The sequence below is a fragment of the Nocardia sp. NPDC003979 genome, assembly GCF_053605015.1.
On the sequence record NZ_JBSGIJ010000011.1, the window covers coordinates 167656 to 189965 of the forward strand.

The 22310-nt window shown below is 69.5% G+C and carries 17 protein-coding genes and 1 pseudogene; 5 read left to right on the forward strand and 13 right to left on the reverse strand.

Annotated features, from left to right (window positions below; genetic code table 11):
• Positions 1–26 precede the first annotated feature (26 nt).
• Entirely contained in the window at positions 27–1166 is a 1140-nt protein-coding gene (qcrA, locus tag ACWEVR_RS22850; RefSeq protein ID WP_452468643.1) for a cytochrome bc1 complex Rieske iron-sulfur subunit, read from the forward strand.
• Entirely contained in the window at positions 1163–2794 is a 1632-nt protein-coding gene (gene qcrB, locus ACWEVR_RS22855; protein ID WP_452468644.1) for a cytochrome bc1 complex cytochrome b subunit, read from the forward strand. Before qcrA ends, qcrB begins: the two co-directional genes overlap by 4 nt.
• Before the next feature lie 54 nt (positions 2795–2848).
• Here qcrB and ACWEVR_RS22860 read toward each other — a convergent pair whose 3' ends face one another.
• Positions 2849–3346, reverse strand: coding sequence for a polyadenylate-specific 3'-exoribonuclease AS (locus tag ACWEVR_RS22860; RefSeq protein WP_067642942.1), 498 nt, complete (start codon positions 3344–3346; stop codon positions 2849–2851).
• A 193-nt stretch (positions 3347–3539) separates the two neighbouring features.
• On the opposite strand from ACWEVR_RS22860, the gene ACWEVR_RS22865 reads away from it, so the two are divergent.
• On the forward strand, positions 3540–4925 hold the full coding sequence (locus ACWEVR_RS22865) for a class II 3-deoxy-7-phosphoheptulonate synthase (RefSeq protein WP_067497414.1): 1386 nt from the start codon (positions 3540–3542) through the stop codon (positions 4923–4925).
• Positions 4926–5014: 89 nt separating this feature from the next.
• Here ACWEVR_RS22865 and pknB read toward each other — a convergent pair whose 3' ends face one another.
• Positions 5015–6934, reverse strand: coding sequence for a Stk1 family PASTA domain-containing Ser/Thr kinase (gene pknB / locus ACWEVR_RS22870; protein WP_452468685.1), 1920 nt, complete (start codon positions 6932–6934; stop codon positions 5015–5017).
• 127 nt (positions 6935–7061) lie between these two features.
• On the opposite strand from pknB, the gene ACWEVR_RS22875 reads away from it, so the two are divergent.
• Positions 7062–7430, forward strand: coding sequence for an Rv2175c family DNA-binding protein (locus tag ACWEVR_RS22875; protein ID WP_452468645.1), 369 nt, complete (start codon positions 7062–7064; stop codon positions 7428–7430).
• Between the two features lie 83 nt (positions 7431–7513).
• Here ACWEVR_RS22875 and ACWEVR_RS22880 read toward each other — a convergent pair whose 3' ends face one another.
• The 4 genes from ACWEVR_RS22880 to ACWEVR_RS22895 form a co-directional block, all read right to left on the reverse strand.
• Positions 7514–8560, reverse strand: a complete 1047-nt coding sequence (locus tag ACWEVR_RS22880; RefSeq protein ID WP_452468646.1) for a phytoene/squalene synthase family protein — start codon at positions 8558–8560, stop codon at positions 7514–7516.
• Positions 8557–10218, reverse strand: a complete 1662-nt coding sequence (locus ACWEVR_RS22885; RefSeq protein ID WP_452468647.1) for an alpha-(1->6)-mannopyranosyltransferase A — start codon at positions 10216–10218, stop codon at positions 8557–8559. Before ACWEVR_RS22885 ends, ACWEVR_RS22880 begins: the two co-directional genes overlap by 4 nt.
• 101 nt (positions 10219–10319) lie before the next feature.
• Positions 10320–11906: a phytoene desaturase family protein gene (gene crtI / locus ACWEVR_RS22890; protein ID WP_452468648.1), complete on the reverse strand. Its 1587-nt coding sequence runs from the start codon at positions 11904–11906 to the stop codon at positions 10320–10322.
• 7 nt (positions 11907–11913) lie between these two features.
• On the reverse strand, positions 11914–13068 hold the full coding sequence (locus ACWEVR_RS22895; RefSeq protein ID WP_452468649.1) for a polyprenyl synthetase family protein: 1155 nt from the start codon (positions 13066–13068) through the stop codon (positions 11914–11916).
• 314 nt (positions 13069–13382) lie between these two features.
• Between ACWEVR_RS22895 and ACWEVR_RS22900 the strand changes: the two genes are divergently transcribed.
• The gene (locus ACWEVR_RS22900) at positions 13383–14384 is read left to right on the forward strand and encodes a methylenetetrahydrofolate reductase (protein ID WP_370465836.1); all 1002 of its coding nucleotides are present in this window, start codon (positions 13383–13385) and stop codon (positions 14382–14384) included.
• 33 nt (positions 14385–14417) lie between these two features.
• On the opposite strand, the gene ACWEVR_RS22905 is transcribed toward ACWEVR_RS22900, so the two are convergent.
• The 7 genes and pseudogenes from ACWEVR_RS22905 to ACWEVR_RS22935 form a co-directional block, all read right to left on the reverse strand.
• The gene (locus ACWEVR_RS22905; RefSeq protein WP_452468650.1) at positions 14418–15002 is read right to left on the reverse strand and encodes a DUF2867 domain-containing protein; all 585 of its coding nucleotides are present in this window, start codon (positions 15000–15002) and stop codon (positions 14418–14420) included.
• Between the two features lie 98 nt (positions 15003–15100).
• Positions 15101–16252 (reverse strand): LLM class flavin-dependent oxidoreductase, encoded by a 1152-nt coding sequence (locus ACWEVR_RS22910; RefSeq protein WP_452468651.1) that lies wholly within the window; start codon positions 16250–16252, stop codon positions 15101–15103.
• On the reverse strand, positions 16249–17058 hold the full coding sequence (locus ACWEVR_RS22915) for a DUF1684 domain-containing protein (RefSeq protein ID WP_452468652.1): 810 nt from the start codon (positions 17056–17058) through the stop codon (positions 16249–16251). Before ACWEVR_RS22915 ends, ACWEVR_RS22910 begins: the two co-directional genes overlap by 4 nt.
• Positions 17055–18422, reverse strand: a complete 1368-nt coding sequence (locus ACWEVR_RS22920) for an NtaA/DmoA family FMN-dependent monooxygenase (RefSeq protein WP_452468653.1) — start codon at positions 18420–18422, stop codon at positions 17055–17057. Before ACWEVR_RS22920 ends, ACWEVR_RS22915 begins: the two co-directional genes overlap by 4 nt.
• Positions 18419–19669: an LLM class flavin-dependent oxidoreductase gene (locus tag ACWEVR_RS22925; protein ID WP_452468654.1), complete on the reverse strand. Its 1251-nt coding sequence runs from the start codon at positions 19667–19669 to the stop codon at positions 18419–18421. The genes ACWEVR_RS22920 and ACWEVR_RS22925 overlap by 4 nt, the downstream gene beginning before the upstream one ends.
• A pseudogene (locus ACWEVR_RS22930) lies at positions 19666–21343 on the reverse strand (dipeptide ABC transporter ATP-binding protein). The gene ACWEVR_RS22925 and the pseudogene ACWEVR_RS22930 overlap by 4 nt, the downstream one beginning before the upstream one ends.
• On the reverse strand, positions 21340–22149 hold the full coding sequence (locus ACWEVR_RS22935; RefSeq protein WP_452468686.1) for an ABC transporter permease: 810 nt from the start codon (positions 22147–22149) through the stop codon (positions 21340–21342). The pseudogene ACWEVR_RS22930 and the gene ACWEVR_RS22935 overlap by 4 nt, the downstream one beginning before the upstream one ends.
• Between the last annotated feature and the right edge of the window lie 161 nt (positions 22150–22310).

Here is a 22310-nt window from a genome sequence, read left to right on the forward strand (position 1 = left end):
CTCGGCGCGTCGGATAGGACACAGTCATGAGTGGACAGGAGCGAAGCGACATGGGTCGCGAACCCACCGAAGACGAACTGGACGCGATGTCGCGTGACGAGCTCGTCGAACTCGGTACCGCGCGAGACGACGTCGAGGTCGTGTACCGCGGCGAGCGCTGGCCGGTGGCCGGCACCCGGGCGGAGAAGCGCGCCGAGCGGGCCGTCACGTTCTGGTTCGCCATCTCCGGCCTCGCGGCCGCCGCGCTGATCGGTGTCTTCCTGTTCTGGCCGTGGGAGTGGAAGGGCAAGGGCGACCGGGGCCACGAGGCCTACTCGCTGTTCACCCCGCTCATCGGTCTGACCTTCGGCATCTCGGTGCTGGTCATCGGTATCGCCGTGGTGCTGATCCGCAAGCGGTTCATCCCCGCCGAGATCTCCATCCAGCAGCGCCACGACGGCCCGTCCGACGAGGTCGAGCGCCGTACCCTGGCCGCCGAGCTGCAGGACGCGCTCGAGACCTCCACCCTCGGTCGCCGCAAGATGATGCTCGGCACCGCCGGTGCCGGTGTCGGTGTGCTCGGCCTCGGTGCCGCGATGGTGTTCATCGGCGGCATGATCAAGAACCCGTGGGCCAAGCGCGACAAGTCGCCGCTGTGGGTCTCGGGCTGGACCCCGGACTACCCGGGCGAGACCGTCTACATCCGCCGCGACACCGGCCGCCCCGACGACATCGTCCTGGTGCGCCCGGAGGATCTCGACGCGGGTGCGATGGAAACCGTCTTCCCCTGGAAAGAGAAGTGGCGCGGCGATTCGCACGCCACCCTGCAGTCGCTGCGCGGCATCCGTAACGCCGTCATGCTGATCCGGCTGCGCACCGAGGACGCCGAGAAGGCGATCAAGCGCAAGGGCCAGGAGAGCTTCAACTACGGCGACTACTTCGCCTACTCGAAGATCTGCACCCACCTCGGCTGCCCGACCTCGCTGTTCGAGCAGCAGACCAACCGGATCCTGTGCCCGTGCCACCAGTCGCAGTTCTCGGCGACCGAGTGGGGTAAGCCGGTCTTCGGTCCGGCCGCCCGTGCGCTGCCTCAGCTGCCGATCACCGTCAACTCCGAGGGCTTCCTGGTCGCCGCGGGCGACTTCATCGAGCCGCTCGGCCCGGCCTTCTGGGAGCGTCGTTCATGAGTGCTGGAACTATCATGGCCAACCAGGCCGATGAGATGGACGAGCGGTATCGCGCCGCCGCGTTCGTGAAGCGGTCGATCAACAAGGTCTTCCCGACCCACTGGTCGTTCCTGCTCGGTGAGATCGCGCTGTACGCGTTCATCATCCTGCTGCTGTCGGGTATCTACCTGACGCTGTACTTCGACCCGTCGATGGCGCACGTCGTCTACGACGGTGCCTACCAGCCGCTGCGCGGTGTCGGCATGTCGCGGGCCTACGAGACGACGCTGAACATCTCCTTCGAGGTGCGCGGCGGTCTGTTCGTCCGGCAGATCCACCACTGGGCGGCCCTGCTGTTCGCGGCGTCGATCATCATCCACCTGTTCCGCATCTTCTTCACCGGCGCGTTCCGCAAGCCGCGTGAGGCGAACTGGGTGATCGGCTCGCTGCTGCTGATCCTGGCGATGTTCGAAGGCTTCTTCGGCTACTCGCTGCCCGACGACCTGCTCTCGGGCACCGGTCTTCGTGCCGCGTTCTCCGGCATCACCATCGGTGTCCCGGTGGTCGGTACCTGGCTGCACTGGCTGATGTTCGGCGGCGACTTCCCCGGCGACATCATCATCCCGCGCCTCTACATCGCGCACGTGCTGCTGCTGCCCGGCATCATCCTGGCGCTGATCGGTGCCCACGTGGCGCTGGTCTGGTACCAGAAGCACACCCAGTTCCCCGGCCCGGCCCGCACGGAGACGAACGTGGTCGGTGCTCGCATCGTCCCGGTGTTCGCCGCCGACCAGGGCGCGTTCTTCGCCTTCACCCTCGGCATCGTCGGCATCATGGGCGGTGTCCTGCAGATCAACCCGGTGTGGAACCTCGGTCCGTACAACCCGTCGCAGGTGTCGGCGGGTTCACAGCCCGACTTCTACATGATGTGGACCGACGGTATGGCGCGTCTGATGCCTGCCTGGGAGCTCTACCTCGGCCGGTACACGATTCCGGCGGCGTTCTGGGTCGCGCTGGTCATGGGCCTGGTGTTCACGCTGCTGATCGCCTACCCGTGGATCGAGAAGCGTCTCACCGGCGACACCAGTGCGCACCACAACCTGCTGCAGCGTCCGCGCGACGTGCCGGTGCGCACGGCGATCGGTGCGATGGCCATCGCGTTCTACGTGGTGCTCACGCTCTCGTGTGTCAACGACATCATCGCGCTGAAGTTCGACATCTCGCTGAACGCGACCACCTGGATCGGCCGCATCGGTCTGCTGCTGCTGCCGCCGCTGGCGTACTTCATCACCTACCGGTTCTGCATCGGCCTGCAGCGCAGCGACCGCGCGGTGCTCGAGCACGGCATCGAGACCGGTGTGATCAAGCGGCTGCCGCACGGTGAGTACATCGAGGTGCACCAGCCGCTGGGCGGGGTCGACGCACACGGCCACGCCATCCCGCTGGAGTACCAGGGTGCCCCGGTGCCCAAGAAGATGAACCGCCTCGGTTCGGCGGGCAAGCCGGGTACGGGCAGCTTCCTTCGCCCCGACCCGCGCGCCGAGGGCCAGGCCTGGGCCGAGATCGAGGAGGCCGAGGAGCACAAGATGCTCGGCGCCCTCGCCGAGCACCAGGCTCGCACTGGCAACGGTGACCACAGCGGTCACTGATTCCGCGAACAACGAAGGCCCCGAGTCGTTTTCGACTCGGGGCCTTCGTCGTTTTCAGAGGCGCGGCGTGCGGCGGTGGGATTCGATGGCCTCGAACTTGGCCAGGTTGTGGCGGGCATCGGCCAGCGCGTCGTGCGCGTCGTCGGGGATGGGCGGCAGTTCGGGGCTGCCGTGGGCCACCCAGTGCTGGCGCAGTTCGTTGGTGTAGCGGGGCATGTTCTTGGGCAGGGCGGTCATGTCACCCCACAGCTGGCACAGCGCCACGTGGTCGTAGGCGCCGACCCAGGCCCACAGCTCCGGATACACACCGGGCCGGGGCAGGAAGAACTTGAACAGGTCGTCGCGGATCTGGGCCCGGGTGCGATACAGCGGCGAACCGGCCGGTGGCAGCTTCGGTAGTACATTGCGGCGCACCCACGGCCCGGCCCGGCCGGCGTCGAATTCGGTGGAGACGGCGTAGTATTCGCGTCCGTCCTCGCAGACGACGCCGATCGAGATCAGATCGATCGTCACGCCGTCCTCGACGAATTCCGAATCGTAGAAATATCGCAGGGAGATCGCCTCTTCGTGCCGGTGGGCGCCCGACCCGTCCGGCGCGACGAGGCAGGCGGACCCACGATGAATTGAGTGAAACCCTATGCGGGCACTTCGCGCGTGGTGCGCAGGGGTCGCCGCCGGGGTCCCGTCGGCCCGTCGCAGGTACGCCGGATATTCGCCCGCTACGTCGAGTCCGTATTCTGATCTGGTGACCTGGACCGTCGACGTACCGATTGACCGCCTGCCGGAACTGCCGCCGCTGCCTGACGATCTGCGCAGGCGACTGGACGCCGCTCTGGCTCGCCCCGCCCTGCAGCAGCCGTCCTGGGACGCCGACGAGGCCACCACGATGCGCACCGTGCTCGAGAGCGTGCCGCCGATCTGCCTGCCCGCCGAGGTCGAGGACCTCAAGGCGCAGCTGGCGCAGGTGGCGCGCGGCGAGGCCTTCCTGATGCAGGGCGGTGACTGCGCGGAAACCTTCGCCGACAACACCGAACCCCACATCAGGGGCAATATCCGCACCCTGCTGCAGATGGCTGTCGTGCTCACCTACGGCGCGAGCATGCCGGTGGTGAAGGTGGCCCGCATCGCCGGTCAGTACGCCAAGCCGCGCTCGGCCGACATCGACGCGCTCGGCCTGAAGTCCTACCGGGGCGACATGGTCAACTCCCTGGTCGCCGACGAGCAGCTGCGCCGCCACGACCCGTCACGCCTGGTCCGGGCCTACGCCAACGCGAGTGCCGCGATGAACCTGGTCCGTGCCCTCACCAGTGCGGGCACGGCCGACCTGCACCGCCTGCACGACTGGAACCGCGACTTCGTCGCCCAGTCGCCCGCGGGTGCGCGCTACGAGACCCTGGCCGAGGAGATCGACAAGGGTCTGCGGTTCATGGCGGCCTGTCAGGTCAACGACCCGAGCCTCAAGACCGCCCGCATCTACGCCTCGCACGAGGCGCTCGTCCTCGACTACGAGCGCGCGATGCTCCGCCTCAGCGAGAGCGAGACGGGCGAACCGCTGCTCTACGACCTGTCCGCGCACTTCCTGTGGATCGGTGAGCGCACCCGTCAGCTCGACGGTGCCCACATCGCCTTCGCCGAGTTGCTGGCCAACCCCATCGGCCTCAAGATCGGCCCGACAACCACCCCCGACCAGGCGGTGGAATACGTCGAGCGGCTCGACCCGAACAACGAACCCGGCCGGCTCACCCTGGTGGCGCGCATGGGCAACGGCAAGGTGCGCGATGTGCTGCCGCCGATCATCGAGAAGGTGCAGGCCACCGGCCACCAGGTGATCTGGCAGTGCGACCCGATGCACGGCAACACCCACGAGTCGTCCACCGGGTTCAAGACCCGTCACTTCGATCGCATCGTCGACGAGGTGCAGGGCTTCTTCGAGGTCCACCACGCGCTCGGCACCCACCCCGGCGGTATGCACATCGAGCTGACCGGCGAGAACGTCACCGAATGCCTCGGTGGTGCGCAGGACATCTCCGATCTGGATCTCGGTGGGCGGTACGAGACTGCCTGCGATCCCCGGCTCAACACTCAGCAGTCGCTGGAACTGTCGTTCCTGGTGGCGGAGATGCTGCGCTGAGCTGGTTCGGTAGAGCCCGGTCAGCGGTTACCGCCGCGGCCGGGCTTTTCCTTGTCGGGCTTGTCGTCCTTTTCCGGGGCGCGATCTCTTCAAGGTAGGGCGGTCAGCGATACGACGCTGCCCGCCTCCACGTTCGTGTTGATGCCGGGGACCTGGCCGATGACCAGGGAGCTGTCGGAGTCGGTGAGGGATTTGACCTCTACGCGCAGGCCTAGTTGCTGGAGTTTGGCGCGGGCGTTGCCGACGTTCTGACCCATCACGTTGGGGACCTTGATCGCGTTGGAGACGAGCAGGGTGACGCTGTCGCCGGACTGCAGGGTGGTGCCGACGGCGGGGTCGGTGCCGATGGCCTTGTCGGCCTCGATGCTCTTGTCGAACTGCACCTTCACCTCGCGGACGGTGAGTCCGGCCTTGGTGAGCGCCTGGGTGGCTTCCTCGGTGGTCTTGCCGCGCACATCGGGCACGTTCACGGGCTGGGAGCCCTTGCTGCGGTACACCTTCACCTGCGCGCCCATCGGCAACACGGTGCCGGGGGCGGGCTCGACCCTGGCCAGTGAGCCCTTCGGGGCGGTGCTGGCCGCTTCGCCGCTGTCGATGGGTTGCAGGCCCATGTCGCGGATGGCGGCGTTCACGGCACTGATCTGGTCGCCGGGCTTGATGTCCTCGGGTACGCGTGGTTTGCCGTTGGAGATCAGCACGGCGATGGTGGAGCTCTTGGTGACCCGCGAACCCGCCGACGGGTCGGTGCCGACCACGCCGCCCACCGGGATCGTGTCGGACGCCTTCTGCCGCAGTACCGTCTCGAATCCGGCCTGTTCCAGCACGGCGACGGCCCGCTCGCTGTCCATGCCCGCGATCGGCGGCACCGCCGTGTAGCGGCCGACACCGAGCCACCAGCCACCGATGCCGACCAGCAGCGTCAGCGCGGTGACGATACCCACCCACACCAGGCCGGTGCGGCGGGTATGGGTCTCGGCCGGGACGAACGGATTGTGCAGGGGCGCGGGCGGATCGGCGTGCTCGTCGAGTCGGGGCCGTTGCGCGGTGACCACCCGGGTGTGCTGCGGCTGAGCGACCGGACGCGGCGGTGCGGGTTCATGCGGCGGTGCGACGGGATTCGCCGCGGCCACGGGTGCGCGAAAGGCCTCGCTGAGATGCTCGGCCGAATCACGGGGTGCCGGAACGCGATACGGCGGCAGGTTCAAGGTCATCGCGACGGCCTGCAGGTTGGCCGCCATCTGGTTGGCGTCGGCGAAGCGCTTCGCGGGGTCGCGGGAGGTGGCCTCGGCGACGAGGGCGTCGAATTCGGCGGGCACACCGTCGATGAACTGACTCGGCGCCGGTACGTCGTTCTCCACGCGCTGGTACGCCACCGACAGCGAATTGTCGCCGGTGAACGGTACGCGGCCGGTGAGCAGTTCGAAGATCAGGATGCCGAAGGAGTACACGTCCGAGCGCGCGTCGGCGGTGCCGGTGGTGACCTGCTCCGGCGACAGGTAGGCGGCGGTGCCGAGGATCACGCTGGCGGAGGTGGTGTTGGCGGCGGCCACGGCGCGGACCAGGCCGAAGTCGGCGATCTTCACCTCGCCCGCGTCGGAGATCAGCACGTTCTCCGGCTTGATGTCGCGGTGCACCAGGCCGGCGTCGTGCGCGGTGCCGATGGCGCGCAGCACCGGTTCGGCGACGGCCCGCACGGCGTGCGGGGGCATCGGGCCGCGTTCGCGCAGCAGCTCACGCAGGGTCCCGCCCTCGACCAATTCCATGATGAGGAAGGGATATTCGCCGTCGACACCCTGGTCGTACACCGCGACGAGCGACGGGTGCTTGAGTTTGGCCACCGCGCGCGCCTCGAACTCGAAGCGGCTCAGGAACTGCGGGTCGCTCGCGAACTTGGGGTCCATCACCTTGATGGCGACGGGACGGTCGAGCCGGGTGTCGGTTCCGCGGAACACCATCGACATTCCGCCGCGCGCGATCGGCGCGTCGATGCGATAGCGCCCTTCCAGCATCTGGCCGATCACAGGTTCCTCCGGCGTACGACAAACTGGCCACGGTGGTGCGGCCCCCACGATCGTAACCGGGTGCGACGGCATGCCCGCCGATGGATGCGCCGCGTCACGTACTACCGTTGTGCGGGTGAGTGCCTTTCCCTGCAGCGACGACGTGCTGCCCGACACCGAAACCCTCGTCTCCCTGCCCGAGGCCGCCGACATACTCGGCGTCCCGGTGACCGCGGTGCACCAGATGCTGCGCGATCACCAGCTCATCGCGGTGCGCCGGGGCGGTGTCGTCGGCATTCCGTCCCGCTTCTTCGACGACAACGACGAGATCGTCCGCATGTTGCCCGGCCTGATCACGGTGATGCGCGACGGCAAGTACAGCGACGAGGACATCCTCCGCTGGATCTACACCGAAGACGACTCCCTTCCCGGCCGCCCGGTCGACGCCCTGCACGGCCCGCTGGCCCGCGAGGTCATCCGCCGCGCCGCCGCCGAACCTTTCTGAGGACCTGCCGAACAGGCTGAGTGGACGCGCCCGGCGGACCGGATGGCCAGTTCGCCCTTGCCGGGCGTCGGCTTCGGGGTGGGTTACCTCGCGCGGGGGTCGAGCCCCGGCCGGTCGCGGCGCTGAGTCGCGAAACCCTTGGCGGCGACCATGATTCGGCGGTGGTTCGGGACCGTCGCGCGGGTGGTGAAGACCTGATAGTCGGCTGCTTCGATCTGGTCGAGGATCTCGGCGTAAAGCACGGCGGCGGTTCGGATCGCCGGACGGACCCGGGGAGCCAGCAGGTCGATGCCGGGGACCGCGCGGCGGTAGATGTCGCGGTTGACGGCGATCAGATGGGCCAGGGCGCGTCGCGTCGGTTGATCGGTTCGCCCGGCCGTCCGGCACGCGCGCAGCCGCGCCTCGTCGACGCCGAACGCGGCCAGTTCGTCGATGGGCAGGTAGATACGGTCGCGATCGAGGTCTTCGGCCACATCACGCAGAAAGTTCGTTATCTGGAACGCCTCGCCCAACGCCGCGGCAGCGGGTTCGGCTTCGGCCACCGGGACCACGGTGCCGAGCACCGGCAGCAACTGCAGACCGATGGCGGCGGCCGACCCACGCATGTACTCGGCCAACTCGGCCATGCTCGCGTACCGCCTGCGGTGCACGGTCGTACCGGGGACGTCCATGCGCATGGCATCGAGGAACGTCCAGAGGTGGTCGTGCGTGATGTCGTAGCGGGCGATGGTGTCGGCCGTCGCGGTGATGATCTGGCGGCGCCGCAGGTCGGCGGTATCGGTGTTGCCCTGCTCGATGGCCAGCCGGAGCTGCTTCTCGACCAGATCGAGGTGCTGGGCGGGGGAGATGCCGTCGCCGGCGTGGGGAAGGCGGCGATCAGGACCGTGTGCGCCCGGGGCCACGCTGGAGGGGCGCGCTTGCGGTCTGTCGGCCGGGTCGAGGATCCACGCGGGGTCGTCGGCGTGATCGACGATGTCGTCCACCATCCGCGCGAACGCGTACAGCGCGTGCACGGCCCGGCGCCGCTCCGGGCTCAGTAAGGCCGTGGCGAGGAAGTAGGTGCGTCCGTGCTCGGCGGCAATGCGGCGACAGGTCGCGTAGGCGTCGTCCAGCGCGGTGGGAACACTCATGCCGTGACGGGCGGTGCGTGTTCCTTGGCTATCGCGCGGGAACTCGCCGAACGCAGGTGCAGCGGGTCGACGTGGCGCAGCGACACGGCGGCCACCACGGCGGCGAACGTCGCCAGCGCCACGTGCCAGAAGTTGTAGAGGCCGATCGAGCCGTCCGGCTGGAACACCAGCATCAGCCAGGTGCAGATACCGACCAGCCACTGCAGGGTCACCGTCGACAGCGCGAAACCGGCGGCCAGCGCCAGCGGCCACGAGTAGTACCAGGGCAGGGCGGCGGGGGAGAGCAGCACGATCGCCACGAACGCGACGATGATGCCCATCACGGCCTCGCGCTCGCTGTGGCGGAACCGCCACCAGGTGGCCACGAGCAGGACCACCAGCGCGACCTTGCACAGTTCGCGGGTGACGGACAGGACCGAATCCAGCGACCACGGCGTCACCCAGGTGACCATGTGCGCGAGGATCGTCGGCAGCGACAGCCAGTTGATGATCTTGTTCGAGCCCTGCAACGCGGTCACCCAGCCGAAGCCGACCCCGGCGATCACCGATGCCGCACCGAAGACCAGTGCGAAGACGCCGATGCCGATGCCGGCGATCTTGGTGAACACGAGCAGTGGATGCGGCATGTCGGCCGAGGGCCGGGCCGCGTCGGGATGCTTCAGTTCCTCGGCGAGACCGGCGTCGGAGTCGGCGTGGGCCCGGCGTTCGGCCGCCCGCCGTTCCTTCTCGTGCAGGATCCAGATCCACACCAGGAACGGCAACGCCACGCCTGCCGTCGCCTTGATCGCGACGCCGATGGCCACCACGACGATGCCCGCCACATGATGACGCTCGAGCACGAGCGCGATCCCCGCGCACATCAGCCCGACCATCAGCATCTCGTTGTGCACGCCGCCGATGAGGTGCACGAGCACCAGCGGATTGAGTACCGCCAGCCACAGCGCCACGGTCGGTTTGCCGCCGAGATGCTTGGTCAGATAGGGCACCGCCCACACCATCAGCGCCAGACCGGGCAGCATGACGAAGCGCAGCGCGATGGTCCCGGCGATCACATTGTCACCGGTGAGCGTGGTGATCGCGCGGCCCATCAGCAGGAACACCGGCCCGTACGGCGCGGTGGTTGTGGTCCACACGGGGCTCACATTGTCCAGCAGCACACCGGGATTGGCGACGGGACCCACCTGGTAGGGGTCGAAACCGTCGCGCAGGAGCGCACCCTGGGCGAGATAGGAGTAGGCGTCGCGGCTGAACATCGGGGCCGCGAAAAGCAGTGGGGTGATCCAGATTCCGACGATCACCCGCAGCTCGTTGAGCGTGACCTTCGGTTCACCGTTGCCGATGAGCGTGCGGCCCAGGCGCACCCACGCGGTGATCATCAGCAGCACACCGGCCCAGATGACGATCATCGACAGGGCGTAGCCGTGGCCGAATCGCAGCCACGACAGGTGCAGCGCCTCGAGCAGCGGATCGCGTTTGCGGACGGCGCCCGCACCGAAACCGCCGAAGGTGATCATGATGGCGCCGAAGAATCCCATGAAGGCCGCATGACCTTCGGGGCTCCGGGCGAAATCGCCGACAGTGCGCAGCCGCGACCGGACGCCGGGATCGGTCCCGGCGGGCAGATGGCGCTGCGGTTCGAGGGTGCGCGTGGTGTCCATGGGGCCTACGGTCGTCTCGGGGGGCGGCATCTTCGGTCGTTCCCCCCGGATGGTCGGCGGTCGCAACCGCGAGCTGATAAGTCGGCCGTCAGTTTACGGCTTCAGTTCCGAACACTAACCCGGTGGTCGCTACCGGTGTGCGCCCGGCTGCCGGTGATTCGCGCCGCCGCCAGTTCGCCCGACAGCAGCGTGGTGGGCACACCGACCCCCGGAGTAGTGCCGCAACCTGCGAGAACGACATTGTCTACGCCCCTTGGCAGGTTGCGTGGACGCAGCGGTCCGGTCTGCCGGAAAAGGTGCGCCACCGAGAACGGTGTGCCCGCGATCATGCCCTGGGCCGCCCAGGTCGCCGGTGTGTCGAGGTGATCGACGCGGAAGTACTCACCGATGCCGGTGTAACCGCGCTGCTCGAGCGTCGCGAGCAGTTCGCGCAGGTAGGCCGGGCCGATGCGGTCCCAGTCCAGCGGCGCCGAGGTCAGGTTGGGGCACGGCGCGAGCAGCGAGAGCGGTTCCCAGCGGCCGTCGGCGCGGTCGACGAACTGGCCCGCGTCGGTGAGCGCGGGGCGGGTGAGCAGCAGCGACGGGTCGCTCATCAGTTTGCCCCGGCCCTTGCCCGCGGCGATCTCGCGGAAGGTCTGCTCCCAGGCGGCCCCGAACTCGATCGTGTGATGGGCCTGCACCGGCCACCGCGCGGCAACCTCGGCGGGCACGGTGCCGTGCGCGACGACGGCCGACGGCGAGGCCCGCAGCCCTCGCCGGTTGCGCAGCCCGAAGCGGCGGATCGAGCCGAGGTCGGCGGTGATGACCACCGCGTCGCAGGCGACGCTTCGCCCGTCGACCGTGCGGACGGCCTCGGCGTGGCGGGCACCCGGTGACGCGGTGCCCTTGCGGGTCGCGTACTCGATGCCGGTGACCTCGGTGCCGAGCTCGAGGCGCCCGCCCGCGGCCGTGAAGGCCTCGGCCAGCGCAGTGGTGACGGCCCGCATTCCACCCTCGGGGAAGTGCACCCCGAGGCAGGTGTCCATGTTCGGGATCGCGCCGTAGACGGCGAGCGCCTGATCCGGCGCCGTCCCCGCATAGAGCGCCTGGAAGGTGAAAAGCCTGGTCAGCCGCTCGTCGCGGAGGTACGAGCGCACCCGCGGCCCGAGTTTGCCGAGCCCACCGAGGCGCACCACCCGGGCCAGCGCCGACCGGGCGGCCGGTGTGCGGACCATGTCGAGAGGCGAATCGAAATCGGCGTTCATGAATTCGTCGAACTCGGCTTCGTACATCCGGCCGAGCCAATCGCGCAGCCGCCTATAGCCACGTGCCTCGCGGGGACCGCACGCGCGGGTCACCTCGGCCGCCATCTGTTCGGCGTCGTCGAAGACCCGGATGTCGCTGCCGTCGGCGAAGCGGGCGTGATAGGCCGGAGTCAGGCGATGGATGCGCAGCCCGACGTCCTCTCGGGTCTGCCCGACCGCCGCGAGGGCGTTGTCGATCGTCTCGGGCAGCGTGAGCACCGTTGCGCCGCTGTCGATCTCGTAGTCGGCGAAGCGGTAACGGCCCACCCGCCCACCGGGGTGATCGGCGCGCTCGAGCACGGTCACCTCGAGCCCGGCACCACGCAGATGCAACGCGGCGCCGAGCCCGGCCAGCCCGGCTCCCACGACGACGACATGATTCGCTTGTCCCACAACAGTTTTCACAACGTCCTCAGGCGGTACGGCGAGTGGCGGCCAACGCCATATCGTGCAACAGATGCTTGGCGGCGGGGGTGGCGGCGCTGTGCGCGATCGCGGCCAGACCCGTTTCGGTGAGCTCGGTGATGCGGCGCTCCACGTCGTCGACGGCGCCCAGGTCGATCAGTACCGCGCGCAAGCGGTCGACGGCCTCGTCGTCGAGGTCGGTGCCGAGCCCGGTGCGGATCAGCGCGGCCGACTCCGGGTCGGCCCGGCGCAGCGCCTCGGCGATGAGCACGGTGCGCTTGCCCTCGCGCAGATCGTCGCCCGACGGTTTGCCGGTGACGGCCGGATCGCCGAACACCCCGAGCAGGTCGTCGCGCAGCTGGAACGCGATACCCACATCGGTTCCATAGGTGCGCAAGGCCGCGACCAGAGCGTCGTCGGCACCGGCCAGTGCGGCACCCAGGTGCAGCGGCCGTTCGATGGTGTAGGCGGCGGTCTTGTAGCGGTTGATGCGCAGCGCGGCCTCGACCGACTCGTCGCCGCCGGCCTCGCCGTTGATGTCGAGCAGTTGCCCGCCGAGCACTTCGGTGCGCATGCGCGCCCATACCGGGGCGAACCGGGCGAAGGACGCGGTGTCGAGTCCGGCCGCGTTCACCAGGTCGTCGGCCCAGGCCAGCGCCAGATCGCCGATCAGAATGGCGACCGCCGACCCGTATGCCTCGCCGTCACCGGACCAACCGGCCGTGCGGTGCCGATCGGTGAAGTCGATGTGCACCGTCGGGAAGCCACGCCGGGTGCGGGAGGAGTCGATGATGTCGTCGTGCACCAGCGCGCAGGCCTGCACCAGTTCCAGTGCGGCACACGCGGTGAGCACCGCGGCCGCCTCGGGGGCGGACGGGTCGCCACCGGCGCCGAGCCAGCCGGTCCAGGCGAAGCCCGGCCTGGTGCGTTTACCGCCGCGCACCACGAACTGTTCCAGCGCCTCGGCCGCGTCGACGAACACCGGACCGAGGGGTTCGACGATCTCGCGGCGGCTCGCGAAGAACTCCGTGAGCACCTGCTCGACCGCCGCGACGAAGGCCGGTGTGCCGGGGGTGAGCGCGACTGGGTCGACCGCGGTCAGCACGTCGGCGGCGGACCGGGAGAGCGGGGTACCGATTCCGGCGGACAGGGCGGCCTCCAAATGGCGAGCGTCAGGATCCGATGACGCACCCTCGCGGTGCGTGCACAGCGTCGTCTCGACGATACGCGGGCCGTGCGGAGCGTCAGCGGGCGCACAGGGCCGCTGCGACCGATCCCACACCCGGCGTTTCCTCGGGTCCGGGGCTCCTCGGTCCGTGTGTCCATCCGGCTTGACATTCTCCGCTCCGAACAGGGGATTTCCCCTCGGCGGGTGCCGCGGCCTGCGGGGTTGTCCCCGGCGGGGACGTGCCGTGACCGGTATCGGAGTTCCCCGGTCGGCGCCGTAGGCCCGGAGCGTCCCACTAGACTGAGCCGGTGACTTTCGACAGTGGACGGGGACGTTCGACCCCCGATCGGCCCGCCAAGCAGCAGTCGATCGTCTCGAACACGCCCTCGGTGGTGCAGAGTCTGCGCACCCATTCGGGCACGGGCGTGCCGTTTTCGGTCGAGTTCAACCCGCCCCGCGACGCGGCCGGTGAGGCCAGGCTGTGGCGCGCGGTGCGCGAGTTCGAACGCATGCACCCCGCCTTCGTGTCGATGACCTACGGCGCGGGCGGCTCAACCCGCGACCGCACGGTCCGCATCACCGGCGCCCTGGCGCAGGAGACCACCCTGTTGCCGGTCGCCCACCTGACCGCCGTCGGCCACAGCATCGCCGAACTGCGCTCGCTGGTCGGTTCCTACGCCGACTCCGGCATCTGCAATGTCCTCGTGCTGCGCGGCGACCCGCCCGGCGACCCGCTGGGTGAGTGGCGCAAGCACCCCGAGGGGGTCGAGTACGCCGAGGAACTCGTGCGCATCGTCCGCGATCTCGGCGACTTCCACGTCGGCGTCGCGTCGTTCCCGCAGGGCCACCACCGCTCACCCGACCTGGACCACGACACCCGCCACCTGTGCGCGAAACTGCGTGCGGGCGCGGAGTATTCGATCACCCAGATGTTCTTCGACGTCGAGCACTACCTGCGCCTGCGCGACCGCGTGATCGCCATGGATCCCGTCGAGGGCGCCAAGCCGATCGTCCCCGAGTTGATGCCTATCACCTCGCTGCGCACCGTCGCGCGCGCCGAGGAGCTGTCCGGCCGCCCGGTGCCCGCCGACATCGTCGCCCGCCTCACCCGGGCCGCGGGCACGGGTCCGGAGGAGGACCGCGCCGCCGTGCGTGCCGAAGGCATCCAGATCGCGACCGAGATGGCCCAGCGCCTCATCGACGAAGACGCGCCCTGCCTGCACTTCATCACTCTCAACTTCGCCAAGGCCACCAGCGAGGTCCTCACCAACCTCGGCTACGGCGTCACCGCCGCCCCTCTCAGCGCCTGACCGGCAGCTGGACGAGCGGCTTTCCGCGCGTTGTCACCGCCTCGCGGCGGCGAGGGTCTGCCAGGTTCGCTCCCAGTTGCGGGTCATGGCCGGGTAGACGACGAGGTAGCGGAAGGGCTTGATCAGGGCCATGTAGAGGCGCCCGAGGCGGCCGTTGGGTTTGACCAGGACGGCCATCTGCAGGTGGTAGCCGGTGTCGTCGGGAACCCAGCCCAGGTGGGCGATGCCGTGCATGGTGCCGTTGGCGATTTCGGCCGCGTACTCGTTGTCGAGGACGTAGAGGCTGGTCAGCGGGCTGTCGCTGTCGTCGGGAGTCGGGGTGTCGCGCAGATCGGCGGGGAGGCGGTCGCGGAGGGAGCCGACGCGGGTGCCGGTGCCCGCCGATTCGTCGTCCCAGCCGAAGATCTCGCCCAGTTTCCAGCGGATCTTGAACAGCACGCCGCTGATGCCCGAGCTCTCGGACGCCTTCTCCGCCTGGAGTGCCGCGAGCAAGGCGGGGAAATCGTCGGGGCCCGCGCCGGGAGTGCGGAATTGCCAAACGTCTTCGGTATCGAAGTCGGGCGCGATCTCGTGGATGCGCCACGGCTGGGCGGAATGTGCGGAGGCGGGAAGTCGCATGACATGACCTCGATCTGTACGGGGGCGTATAACAACTGAGGCTACCGCTGTTATACGCCTCCGTACAGCTGTGCTCGACGTGCCGTCGCCCACTCCGGCTACGCGGCCAGTGACCCCCGCAGACCCCACGCGCCGGCCAGCAACCGATGCGATTCGAGCCGATCGGCGTGCGCGTGGGTGATGGTGGTGACCAGCAGCTCGTCGGCGTCGCTCACCCGGCGCAGGGCGTCGAGCCGTTCGACCACGGTGCCGGGTGAGCCGACGATCTGTGCGGCCAACCGGTCTTCGACCAGGCGGAACTGGTCGTCGGTGAGTGGCGCGGCGGTGGCCGGATCGAGGTACTCGCCCGCGCCCGCTCCGCTGCGCACACTGTGCACCCAGTGCCCGTAGGTGCTCGCGTGCCTGCGGGCGGTGTCGTCGTCGGCGGCCACGACCACGTCGGCCGACACGATGACGTACGGCGCGGCGAGCACCCGCGACGGCCGGAATGCCGCCCGGTACGCCGCCACCGCGTCCAGCGCGGTCCCCGGTGCCACGTGGTAGGCCGCCGCGAACGGCAACCCGAGCCGGCCTGCCAGTTCCGCGCTCTCCCCGTCGGAACTGCCGAAGATCCACAGCTCGGTATGGATGCCCTCGCCCGGAACCGCGTGCAGCGCAACGCCATCGGAGGTGGTGTAGGTGCCGTCGAGCAGGGCTCTGATCTCGGCGACCTGGTCCGCGAAGTCCAGGGATCGTGCGCCGGGCTGCTGCAGCGCCTCGAGTGAGGCGAGGAATTTCGACCGGTCGAGGACCCGTCGCGGGTCGAACGGTGGTGGCACGACCACCCCGTCGCGCACCTGGGTGCGCCCGACGACCGCGTCGAGCACCGGCCGCCCGCCCTTCGCGATGGTGGTCGCGGCGCCGTACTGGGTGCGCCGATGCCCGGACCGGCCGAGGCCGAGATCGAGCCGGCCCGGGTGCAGCGCGTCGACGGTGCCGAACGCCTCGACGATCGAGACCGAGGTGTGCTGACCCACCTGCACCGCGCCCGTGCCGACCCGGATCCGGTCGGTGGCCGCCGCGACCAGACCCAGCAATGTGAGCGAGGCGGAACTGGCCACCGACGCGAAATGGTGCTCCGCCAACCAGAACCGGTGATAACCCCACTGCTCGGCATGCCTGGCCAGATCGATGCTGTTGCGCACCGCCGCCGCGGCGCTCGACCCCTCGCTGATCGGTGCCAGATCCAGGATCGAGAGCGGCACACTCATGATCTCGGATCCTGTTCTCCCGCTTCCACCGCCACCCGCAGCCGGTTCTCCCGCGGGGCCACCGGGCAGGTGGCGTAGTCGGTGAAGGCGCACGGCAGGTTCACCGCCCGATTGAAGTCGAGGGTGACGGTGCCGTCGGCGGCCACCGCGCCGATCGCGAGCGAGCGCGCCGCCGGGTAGGTGGTGATCCCGCTGGTGGCGTCGGTGAACAGCACCTTCAGATCGTCCGGGGTGCCGAAGGCCAGCAACGCCTCATGGCTGTCACCGAGGCGGAACTCGATGATGCCCGCCGCCGGGTGGTGGTGTTCGAGCCCTTCGACCACCGCGCCGGTGGTGACGGTGCGTGGCTGCTCGAACGGGGTGAAGCGCCCGGTCACCACCCAGCGCGGGTCGGCCGGGTAGGCGGGCACGCCGGTGAACGCGACCAGGGTCGGTGCGGCCGGATCGTGCACGCGGACCGCGAATTGCCCGGAGCGCCTGATCACTTCGAGGACGCGCTCCTCGTTGAACACGCTCACCCCGGGCGCGCCCTCGCCGGGTTCGAGGATGCGGACTCCGGCGATCCGGTCGCCCTCCACATCGAGCCGGTCGGCGGGCTGGGCGGTGACGAACACCTTCTCGTCGGTGACCCACCAGGTGCCGGGCACGCCGTCGAGGCGTTCGGGGCGATCGGTGAGCCAGTGCAGTCCGGCGAGGCTGAGCCAGCCGAGCGGGTCGCGCAGCCCGTCCTCGCGGGCGTGGTGCCAGCGGGCCCAGTCGTCGGCGAAAGTGGTTGTGGTGTCGAGGTTGTCGATGGTGACGGTCATGACGCGCGGGCTCCTTCGGTGACGGTGCGGTGACGGGGATGGCGCAGACCGAGGTGGTCGCGCAGGGTCGTGCCGGTGTAGGAGGTGCGGAAACTGCCTCTGTTCTGCAGTTCCGGCACCACGGATTCGACGAACTCGTCGAGTCCGCCGGGGGTCAGGTGGGGGACGAGGATGAATCCGTCGGCCGCGTCGGACTGCACGTAGTGGTCGATCTGCTCGGCCACCTGGGCGGCGGTGCCGACGAACTGCTGCCGGGCGGTGACCTCGATGACGAGTTCGCGGATGCTGAGGTTGTCCGCCTCGGCACGTTCGCGCCAGGCTTTCACCACGGCCAGCGGATCCTTCGCGTGCCTGACCCGGCCACGGGTGATCTCGGTGGCCGGGTCGGGTTCCACGTCGGGTAGCGGGCCGTCCGGGTCGTATTCGGAAAGCTCTCGGCCCCAGACCTGTTCGAGGAAGGCGATGGCGGTGGCCGGGCTCACCTGTTGGTAGCGGATGTGGCGGGCCCGCTCGTGCGCGTCGTCGGCGGTGTCGCCGAGAACGAAGGTCGCGGCGGGGAAGACCAGCAGCTCATCGGGTGTGCGCCCGTATTTCGAGAGCCGCCCCTTGATGTCGGCGTAGAACCGCTGACCCGCCTCGAGGGTGCCGTGCGCGGTGAAGATGGCATCGGCGGTCTTCGCACCGAACTCACGTCCTTCGTCGGAGTCGCCCGCCTGCAGCAACACCGGGTGACCCTGCGGTGCGGGTGGGACGACGAACGGCGCGCGGATGTCGAATTGCGAGCTCCGGTACGAGGTTTCGGGGATCTCGTGAGCGAACACACCCTGCTCACGGTCGACCACCAGGGTGTCGGCGGGCCAGCTGTCCCACAGCGCCCGGGCCGCCGCGACCACTTCGGCGGCGCGCTGGTACCGGGCGCCGTGCTCGAGATACCCACCGCGCCGGAAGTTCTCGCCGGTGAACGCGTCGGAGGAGGTGACCACATTCCAGGCCGCCCGGCCACCGGACAGGTGATCCAGGGCGGCGAACTGCTTGGCCAACTCGAACGGTTCGTTGTAGGTGCTGTTGATGGTGCCTGCCAGCCCGAGCCGTTCGGTGACCGCGGCCACCGCGTTGAGCACGGTGAACGTGTCGGGACGGCCCACCACGTCCAGGTCGTGGATCCGGCCGCGATGCTCACGCAGCCGCAGCCCCTCGGCCAGGAAGAAGAAGTCGAACAGGCCGCGCTCGGCGGTGCGGGCCAGGTGCTCGAACGAGGCGAACTCGACCTGCGATTTCGAGGCCGGGTCGGCCCAGACGGTGGTGTTGTTCACGCCGGGAAAGTGCGCGGCGAGATGGATTTGCTTGCGCGGTTTCGAGGTCACAGCGCTGCTCCTGCGGCGTATCGGCTGACGGGGCGGGGAAGACCGAGGCGGTCGCGAAAGGTGGGATCACGGCGGTGTGCCGAAGATGCGGAGTCCGCGGGGACGGCGTCGGGTGCGTCGGCTGTCGCGGTATCGACCGATCGGGAGCCGTCCGCCTCAGTGCCCGCACCGGTGGGGGGTCGGCGGTGCGCGGTGAGAACCGACAAGGTGGCATGGACTGCCAACGGTTGCAGCACCACACCGTCGGCAGCCCCGGACCGCACGATCTCGGCGAGCAGATCGTCGAGCGTCGCGGCGGTGCCCACGTGCCGTAGCCCACCGCTTCCCGCGGCATCTCGGTCCGAGCGATCCGTTCCGGCGAACGTCCCCCTGCCGAGCGCCCAGCGGTCGAGTTCGTCGATGTCGGCGTGTGCAATCGCGACCGAATCGGCCAGGTGCACAGGCAGATCAAGCAGAACCCGCACCGCATCGGGGTCGCGTCCGGACCCCGCGATCGCGGCGCGCAGGGCGAGGCGGTGTGCGGCGGCGGTGGGGAGATCGGGTGCGGTGATGCGGACGAGGTCGGCGCGGTGGACGGCGATCTCGGTCGAGGACGGGTCGTCGGCGCGCACCGTGACGATCGGCTGACCCTGGGGTGAGCGCGGGGTGATCGCCGGGCCCTTCACCGAGAAGTTGTCACCCGCGAAATCGATGTAGTGCAGGCGGTCGCGGTCGATGAACCGGCCGGTCGGCACATCGCGGATCTCGGCGTCGTCCTCCCAGCTGTCCCACAGCCGCGTCACCACCTCCACCGCTTCGTCGGCCTCGTGCCAGAGCGAGGCCGCGTCCTGAACCTTCTTGCGGCCGAACGCGGCCGCCTCCGTCTCTCCGGTGGACACGGTGACTTCCCAGCCCGCGCGACCGAGGCTCGCGAAGTCGAGCGCGGCGATCGCCTTGGACACGTGGAAGGGCTCGGTGTGGGTCACCGGCACCTGCGGGACCAGTCCGACGCGGCGGGTCAGCGGGGCGGTACGGGCGGCGACGGCCACCGCGTCGAGCCTGCCGCGGGTCACGGCGGGCCCGCCTTGCTGCAGGGCGAACGAGTCCGGCAGGAACACGGCGTCGAACCCGAGCGCCTCCGCTGAGGTGATCACCTCGGTCCAGTAGTCGGCCGTGAACAGGTCTTCGGCGCGGGAATCGGGACGCCGCCAGGACGCGGGGTGGGCTCCGGTGCCCGGTGTCTCGATGCCGAGGAACAGCGCGCTCATCGGGTCTCCTTTCCGTCGATGTCGAAGGCCGGTGCGGGGATGGCCGCGAGCAGTTCCCTCGTGTAGGGGTGCTGTGGGGCGGTGAACAGCGACGCGGTCGGGCCGGTTTCGACGATGCGCCCGTGCCGCATCACCGCCACCCGGTCGCTGATGCGCCGCACCACGGCCAGGTCGTGGGAGATGAACAGGTAGCCGAGGTCCAGTTCGGATTGCAGGCCGTCGAGCAGGTCGAGGATCTGGGCCTGCACCGAGGCGTCGAGCGCGGAGACCGGTTCGTCGAGGACGAGCAGGTCGGGTCGCAGGGCCAGCGCGCGGGCGATCGCGACCCGTTGCCGTTGTCCGCCGGACAGTTCGGCCGGTTTGCGCCGGGTGAAATCGGTGGGCAGCGCCACCTGGTCGAGCAACTCGGGCACCCGCTGGGAGCGGTCGCCGATGCCGAAGGCGCGCAACGGCTCGGCGATGATGTCGCCCACGTTCCAGCGCGGGTCGAGGGAGGAATACGGGTTCTGGTACACCACCTGGAACCGTCTGCGCAATGCGCGCAGGCGTTTCCGGCGAGCGCCGGTGAGATCGTGACCGTCGAAGGTCACCGTTCCGCTGTCGGCGTCGGTGAGCCGCAGGGCGATGCGCGCGGTGGTCGACTTGCCGGAACCGGATTCCCCGACCAGGGCAAGGGTTTCGCCCCGGTCCAGGGAGAACTCGACATTGTCGACCGCGGTGATACCCGCCTCGTGAAAGCGTTTGTGCAGCGCGTGTACCGACAGCAACGGTGTGGCCGCCCTGGCACGGGCCGGCCGGAAAGGGGTGGGGGCCAGCGCGGGTGAGGCCAGCGAGCAGACGCCGGGTGTAGGGGTGCGCCGGGTGGGCGAGAACCTGCGAGATCGGCCCCGACTCGACTACCTCACCACCTTCCAGCACCACCAGCCGGTCGGCCCGTTCGGCGGCCACGGCCAGATCGTGGGTGATGAGCAGCACCGCGGTCCCACGCGCGGCGATTCGTTCCGCCAACCGGTCGAGGACCTGGCGGGCCACGGTGGCGTCCAGGGCGCTGGTCGGTTCGTCGGCGATCATCAGTTCCGGACCGCAGGCCAGCGCGATCGCGATCAGCACGCGCTGTCGCTGCCCGCCGGACAATTCGTGCGGGTACTGGCGCGCTCGTTGTCCGGGCCGGTCCAGCCCCACTTCCTCGAGCAGATCCAGGGTCCGCAGCCGTGCGGTGCGCTTGTCGGCGAGGTGGTGCACGAGCAGGGCCTCCGCCACCTGGTCGCCCACGCGCAGAACGGGATTCAAGGACAATCCGGGATCCTGTGGAACGAAGCCCACACGTCGCCCGCGTAACCGCCGCAGCGACTTCTCGTCGGCGGGATCCACCTGCTCGCCCTCGAATTCGATACGACCGGAATCGATGCGGGCGCTGTCACCGAGCAGGCCGATCACCGCATGGGCCAATGTCGACTTCCCCGAACCGGATTCGCCGACGAGCGCGACGACCTCACCCGCACCCACCTCGATGGACGCACCGCGCAGCGCGGCCACGGGACCTGCTCCCGAGCGGTAGGAGACGCGCAGATCCTCGACCCGCAGCAGCGTTGCCCGGTCGTCGGAGATGGGCACTGTCGACGGCGAGATGTCCGCCGAACCCGGCGTAGTGGGAGTCAAGGCCGGCTCGTTCATCGCTGATCGCTCCTTCCGGCGAATCGGCCCACCCGCTGGGCGGCCAGCACCACGGCGACGATGACGAGGCCGGGCAGGGTGGTGAGCCACCAGGCGGCGGCGAGGAAGTTGCGGCCTTCCGAGATCAGCGAACCCCATTCGGGCGTAGGCGGTTTCGTGCCGTAACCGAGGAAACTCAGTGACGAGACCGCGAGCACCGCCATCCCGAATTCGACGGCGGCCAAGGCCAGCACCGGCTGGAACGAGTTGGGCAGCACATGTCGTAGCAGGACCGCGTACCAGCGCACCCCCGACGCGTGTGCCGCCTCGACGTAGGGCGCGTGCCGCACCCGCAGCACCTCCGAACGCATCACCCTGGCGAAGTTCGCGATCAGCGAGATACCCACGGCGAGCGCGACATTGCGCGTGCCGAAGCCCAGCGCGGTCACCAGCGCCAGGGCCATCAGCAGCGACGGGATCGACAGCAGCACGTCGACCACCCGCATGATCGCGGTATCGACGATCCCGCCCGCCGCCCCCGACAGCAGCCCGAGCAGCGAGCCGACCACCAGCGCGATCCCGACCGCGGTGAGGGTGGCGGTGAGGGACAACCCCGCACCATGCACCATGCGCGTGTACAGATCGCGCCCGAGATTGTCGGTGCCGAACCAGTGCGCCGCGCTCGGCGCCTGAAACTTCTCGCCGGGCACCCCGGTCAACGGATCACCCGGCGCGAACACCGACGGCACCACCGCCCACCCGACCGCGATCACCAGCACGACAGCGGAGAGCACGAGCCCGAGGTGCCCGCGAATCCAGCCGCCGATCCGCGCCCCACGACGGTCGGTCTGCGCCCCACGGCGACCGATCTCGGCGCCACGGTTGGTGTTGTCATCCCCACGGCGGACCTCGCCGTCCCCATCGCGGGCGATGCCGGCATTCCCCGCGGGCGGCCGGGTGACCGGCTGTGCCGGTGGATCGGCGGTTG